Source organism: Acidimicrobiia bacterium (assembly GCA_036396535.1).
Classification (GTDB): domain Bacteria; phylum Actinomycetota; class Acidimicrobiia; order Spongiisociales; family UBA5794; genus DASWKR01.
The window spans coordinates 152,771-158,770 of the sequence record DASWKR010000030.1; the positions used below are offsets into that span (position 1 = coordinate 152,771).

General features: G+C 68.0%; 5 protein-coding genes. 3 read left to right on the top strand and 2 right to left on the bottom strand.

Translation table 11 applies throughout. The annotated features are described in order from the left end of the window. The first annotated feature begins 65 nt into the window (after positions 1-65). Positions 66-500 (top strand): phage tail protein, encoded by a 435-nt coding sequence (locus VGC47_05500; GenBank protein ID HEX9854750.1) that lies wholly within the window; start codon positions 66-68, stop codon positions 498-500. After that, positions 497-856, top strand: a complete 360-nt coding sequence (locus VGC47_05505; GenBank protein ID HEX9854751.1) for a hypothetical protein — start codon at positions 497-499, stop codon at positions 854-856. The genes VGC47_05500 and VGC47_05505 overlap by 4 nt, the downstream gene beginning before the upstream one ends. Before the next feature lie 27 nt (positions 857-883). On the opposite strand, the gene VGC47_05510 is transcribed toward VGC47_05505, so the two are convergent. Further along, entirely contained in the window at positions 884-3,049 is a 2,166-nt protein-coding gene (locus VGC47_05510; GenBank protein ID HEX9854752.1) for a glycosyl hydrolase family 65 protein, read from the bottom strand. Beyond that, on the bottom strand, positions 3,046-3,774 hold the full coding sequence (locus tag VGC47_05515) for a beta-phosphoglucomutase family hydrolase (protein HEX9854753.1): 729 nt from the start codon (positions 3,772-3,774) through the stop codon (positions 3,046-3,048). The genes VGC47_05510 and VGC47_05515 overlap by 4 nt, the downstream gene beginning before the upstream one ends. A 206-nt stretch (positions 3,775-3,980) precedes the next feature. On the opposite strand from VGC47_05515, the gene VGC47_05520 reads away from it, so the two are divergent. Then, the coding region (locus tag VGC47_05520) for a S8 family serine peptidase (GenBank protein ID HEX9854754.1) at positions 3,981-6,000 on the top strand (2,020 nt) is incomplete at its 3' end.

Sequence of the window (6,000 nt, forward strand, 5' to 3'; positions counted from 1 at the left end):
CGAACAGGCCGGCGCCACGGGCTCGGTGACGCCCGCCCGATTTCCGAAACGAGAGGAGCGTGAGCATGGCAGGTCGGAACGACCCGTATGGCGGGTTCAACTTCCTCGTGGAGATCGACGGGATGGTTGCCGCCGGGTTCTCCTCGGTCTCCGGCATCGGAGTGGAGATCACTCCCATCGAGTACAGGGAGGGATCGGACAAGAGCCACGGGGTGCGCAAGCTCCCCGGTCTCGCCAAGTATCCGAACATCACGCTGAAGCGGGGCGTCACCGTCAGCCGCGAGCTGTGGGATTGGGCGAAGACGGGGATGACGGGCCCGGTGCAGCGCCGCAACGGATCGATCATCCTTCTCGACGAGTCCGGACAAGAGGCCATCCGGTGGAAGTTCGTTGAGGGCTGGGTGTGCAAGTACGAAGGGCCGGCGCTCACCGCAGGCAGCAACGAGGTCGCCATCGAGTCGATCGAGATCTGCCACGAGGGCATCGAGCTGGACCAGTGACAGAACCCCTGGTTCTCCTCGATGTCGATTTCGGGGAAGGGGTCTTCGAGATCGTGCTCGTCAACGTCGGCGATGCGGTGGCCTATGACGTGAGTGTTCGCTTCTCGACGAAGCTCCGCGGCGTCGCCAGTCGGGCTCCCCTCAGTGAGCTCCCGATCTTCTCGGGACTCGGGATGCTTCGACCAGGCAAGGAGATTCGGGTGCTCTTCGACACCGCGGCACGCGTGTTCGCCGGAGAGCGAATCGTGTTCACGGCCGCCGTGACGTGGTCGGACGGCACAGGCTCGAAGTCGTCTGCCGAATACACCCACGACCTCGACGTCTACCGAGACCTCCCGCAAGTCGTCACCAGGTAGCCGGCTGGCCGATGGGTGAGAGGCGGATCAAGGGAGCTCGAGCGTTACCGGCTCGCCCCGGAACCTGAGGGAGATGCGCAGACGCTCCCACGCCGCAGGCAGCCGCGGCTCGGTCCTGATCTCGTCGCCAACGACACGCACTCCTGCGAAACCGCTCGTCACCGCCAGCCAGACGCCGGCTGCACAGGCGAGGTGGACCCCGTCGCCCGCATTGCCGGCCAGGTCTGCGAGGTCGAGGTCCGCCGAGCGAGCGAAATACCGCCACGCATCGTCGGCGAGACCTATCCGCGCAGCAACGGCTGCCTGGACCGCCGCCGAAAGGGACGAGTCGCCCGTCGTGAGCGGGTCGTAGTAATCGAAGTCGGCCCGCTTCTGCTCGGTGGTCGATTCCTCGGGCAGCACGAAGTGCGCCATGACGACGTCTGCCTGCTTGAGAACCTGGTGTCGATAGATGACGAGAGGGTGGAAGTGGAGCAGCAGCGGATACTTCTCGGCCGGCGTCGACCAGTCCCACGATTGGCGCCCCATGAAGTCGGCGTCCTGAGCGGTCACGCCGAGGTCGTCGTCGATAGGGACGAACATGGCGTCGGCGGCCGCGGCCCAGGCGGCGAGCTCCTTGCCGTCGAATGCGACGTCGGCCGCCAGGTCGGAGAACCGCTCCGGCTGCTCGGCCTTCATGCGCTCGACGACCTCCACGGCGAACCGAAGGTTCATGCGAGCCATGAGGTTGGTGTACGCGTTGTCGTCCACGAGGGCGGTGTATTCGTCCGGGCCTGTCACCTGGTGGATGTGGAATATCCCGTCTCGATGGAATCCGAGCCCGGCCCACATCCGGGCGGTCTCGATCGCCATCTCGACGCCGCACTCCCACAGGAGCTCGTCGTCCCCTGTCCAACTGAGGTAGGTGCGCACACCTTGGACGACGTCGGCGTCGATGTGGTACTGCGCCGTGCCCGCCTCGAAGTAGGCGGACGCCTCCTCGCCCGAGATGGTCCGCCACGGGTAGAGCGCTCCGGGGACGCTCAGCGTCTCGGCCCGCCGGCGCGCCTCGGGGAGGATGCTGTGCCGATAGCGGATCACTTCACGAGCCGCTCCCGGGTTGGTCGCCGACAGGAATGCGAGAGCGAACACGTCCATGTCCCAGAAGTAATGGCCCTCGTAGGCCTGCCCCGTGAGACCCTTCGCTGGGATGCCGAGGCCGCTGACGAGCGCCGAAGCCTGGATGAGCTGAAAGATCGCCCAACGCAACGCCTGCTGGCCGATCGGGTCACCGTCGATCTCGATGTCGGCGGTCGACCACAACCCGGCGAGGGCCTCGACCTGCTCGCGCAGCAGAGCCTCGAAGGAGCCGGGTTCCGGCAGGGAAGAGACGGCGGCGGCACCGACGTCACCGCGCTCGTAAGCGGCGGCCACCGTGACTGCGACGGTGTCGCCGGGCGCCACATCGAGCTCGCCCCGACGGATCACATCGTCGGCGTCGGCGACCTCCCACGGGCCTGCCTCGAGGTCGCCTTCCACGCGCACCGCCGTCGCCAGACTCATCGACGACCATGTGGTCCGGTGCACCATCGAGACGACGTCTTCAGTGACGGATGCCTCGATGCGCTCGAGGATTCGCCTGTTGAACGAGCGTCCTCTGCGCGGGTCCGTCTCGACAGCCTCGATGACGAAGTGCTCGCGGTCCTGCCGATTGATGACGTGCGACGTCACGGCGATCCGTCCTGCCGCTCGAGGCGTGACCGAGACCCTCTGCGCCATGACGCCCCGTCTCCTCAGCGACACGATGCGCTCCCAGGTGGCAGCCAGCTCCGGCCACGCCGCTGTGGTCGTGAGCACGCCCGTGCGGAAGTCGAGCCGCCTCACGATATCGGCGTCCCCGAGGTCGAGGAGCTCGCCGTTCCAGGCCACCGTGAGCACCGTCGCGTCGGGGATGTACACGATCGTCTGGCCGACGTGGGCGTAGCCGTACGCAGTCTCCGGGTAGACGATCGGCCAGGTCTCGTAAAAGCCGTTGAGGAGGGCGCCCGGCTCGTGGGCTGGATGCCCCTGCTCGAAGCCACCGCGCACACCCAGGTTGCCGTTGCCGAGTGCGAAGAGCGACTCGTCGAGCCCTGCAACGGTGGGGAGACCCACCCTCGTGATCGCCCATTCCTCGGGTTCGAATGGATGGTCGGGCCACGAAGCCGAGGTCACGGCACGAGCTCGCCGAGGTCGGAGACGACGATGTCTGCCCCGGCGGCATGAAGCGCATCCGGGTCGCCGTGCCTGTCGACACCCACCACGAGCCCGAAACCACCCGCCCTTCCTGCTTCGACGCCGCTGATCGCATCTTCGACGACGACGCACCCGGCCGGAGGAGTGTCGAGACGTCTCGCCGCCTCGAGGAACGGATCGGGCTTCGGCTTCCCCCGCAGGCCCACCTCGGCTGCGACGATCCCGTCCACCCTGGCGTGGAACCTGTCGAGGATGCCGACGGAGCGCAGGACCGCTTCACAGTTCGCAGAGGCGGACACCACGGCGATCGGCATCTCGAGCTCGGCGAGGTGGTCGAGGAGCGCCAGCGAGCCCGGATACACGTCGGCGCCCTCGTCCTCGAGCACCGACTCGAAGAGGTCGTTCTTCAGGTTGCCGACCGCGCAAACGGTCTCGTATCCAGCCGGATCGCTCGGTTCTCCCCACGGGAGGTCGATCCCCCTCGAGTCGAGAAAGCTGGACACACCGTCGAAGCGGGGCTTGCCGTCCACGTAGCGGCGGTAGTCCGAGTCGATGTCGAAGGGCTCCAAGCCCTCCTCGTGCTGCTCCAGGAATGAGTCGAATGCCCTCCGCCAAGCTGCCGAGTGCACCTTGGCTGTAGCGGTGAGCACGCCATCGAGGTCGAACAGCACTGCTCGGTATCTTTGCCAGTCGACGATCGCCATGGTCGGCCGCAGGCTACCGGGCCGCGCCCGACCGGACCGCGCCCGACCGGACCGCGCACGACCGGTCGGTACGACGTGCCGGCGGACTCCTCGGCTCGACTCGGACCGCGATACCCGTCGATCCACGGCTCACGGATATGGGGCGAGCGACCCTTGACCACTCTGCGTGGTGATCCATACACTCCCACACGAGAGAAGGGACGCCGGTGCGACGAGCGCTCATAGTCACCGCAGCCGTGCTGCTGGTCTCCTCCGTTTCCGTGGCGGCTGCCTCCGCCAAGCCGAATCCGGAACGATCGTGGATCGTCACGCTCGCCCCGGGTGCCAAGGGCAACCGTAAGGCAATGGTCGACGCCGTCGACGGCGAGGTGGACCACGTCTTCAAGAAGGTCCTGAACGGCTTCTCGTTCCGCGGCACCGAGGCGGCAGCCCGTGCCATCGCCCGCAACCCGGCGGTGCAGAGCGTCACGCCGGACGGCGTGATGCGGATCGCAGAGCCCGCCCCGGACGGTATCGCCAGGATCGCGGCGAGCGCCGCCCACGCCGCCGGGTACGTGGGTGAGCAACCAGACGGGACGCCCGTGCGGATCGCGATCGTCGACACCGGGATCATGGCCACCCACCCGGACCTCGCCGCCAATGTCGACGTCGACCAAGGGATCAACTGCATCGACCAGACGAAGAGCCCGGCGGACGACCACGGCCACGGCACACACGTCGCCGGCACGGCCGCCGCCGCCCTCAACGGCGTCGGCGTTGTCGGCGGAGCGCCGAGCGCTTCGCTGGTCGCCGTGAAGTCCATCAACGCCGCAGGCTCCGGCACGGACGCCGAGATCATCTGCGGGCTCGACCACATCCTGGCTCTCTATCAGGCGGACGGCATCCCGACCGTCGTCAACATGAGCCTCGGTGAGGCGAGAGCTGAAGGGGCGGGATGTGACTCCTCTCCCCTCCACCAGGCGATCTGCCGGCTCGAGTCGGCGGGGATCGTTGTCGTCGCCGCGATCGGCAATGACTCGTCCGACGGGTCCAACTTCTTCCCAGCCGCCTATCCCGAGACGATCGCCGTATCTGCTTTCGTCGACCTCGACGGCACCCCTGCCGCGACCGGCTGCGACTTCCGGATCGACGTGTTCTTCCAATGCGACGAGACCCTCGCCTCGTTCAGCAACTACGGGTCCCGCGTCGACGTGACCGCCCCCGGAACCTGGATCACTTCGACGACGCTTGGTGGCGGCTACGGGGACAACTCCGGGACGTCGATGGCTTCCCCGCACGTTGCCGGTGTGGCTGCCCTTCTCCTTGGAGCCAATCCCGGGCTGCTCCCCGGTGAGGTGAAGGACATCCTGCGCGACACGGGCGAGTGCCCGGACGGTTCCGAAGCGGGGGCTGCCACGTGCGCCGGGCACGGCCAGTGGCAGATGAGCGCCTTCTTCGGGGGCACCAACCCCGACCCCGACGGGATTCCCGAGCCATTGGTGAACGCCATGCGCGCCGTGGACGCGGCCGCCGGAGCCGTACCCGGCGACGCCCGCCCGACCGTCGCCATCGCATCGCCTGCTGGCGGAGCCGTCGTCTCCGGCGCCGCCTCGCCCATCACGGCGACTGCCACGGACGACAACGGCGTGTCGCAGGTCGAGTTCCTCGTCGACGGCGCGTCGATCGGGGTCGACACGTCCGAGCCATACGAAGCGACCTGGGACACGACGGCGGCACCGGACGGGCCGCACACGGTGGCCGCCACTGCGACCGACACGGTCGGCCAGACGAGGACGGCCCAGGTCGAGGTCGTCGCCGACAACGCTCCGCCCGCCGTCGCCATCACCTCACCGGTGCCCGGCGAGGCCGTCTCGGGGACGTTCACCGTGACGGCTGACGCGTCCGACCCCAGCGGAGTCGCCCGGGTGGACTTCGCCGTCGACGGGCAGGCCATCGGAACGGACGACGCGGCGCCGTTCTCCGCTGCGTGGGACACGACCGGCTTGCCCGACGGGCCGCACGCCGTCACGGCAACGGCCGTCGACAACACCGGAGCTCAGGCGTCGGATCAGGTTTCCGTGACGGTGGACCAGAGCGTCCCGTCGCACGCTGCGGTTGGGTATCTGGGGTTTGGGTCTGATGGGCGGTGGGGTCAGGACGGGTTCTCTGCGTCGTCGGCTGCGAAGTCGTTCTCGTGGCCGGGCGCCGACAGCTTCGAGGTGTCGATCGACGTCGAGGTGGGTGCCC

Bases quoted from the DNA above. Each gene is read 5' to 3' on its own strand.
- VGC47_05515 (HEX9854753.1), bottom strand. From the start codon at position 3,774: ATGGCGATCGTCGACTGGCAAAGATACCGAGCAGTGCTGTTCGACCTC.
- VGC47_05500 (HEX9854750.1), top strand. From the start codon at position 66: ATGGCAGGTCGGAACGACCCGTATGGCGGGTTCAACTTCCTCGTGGAG.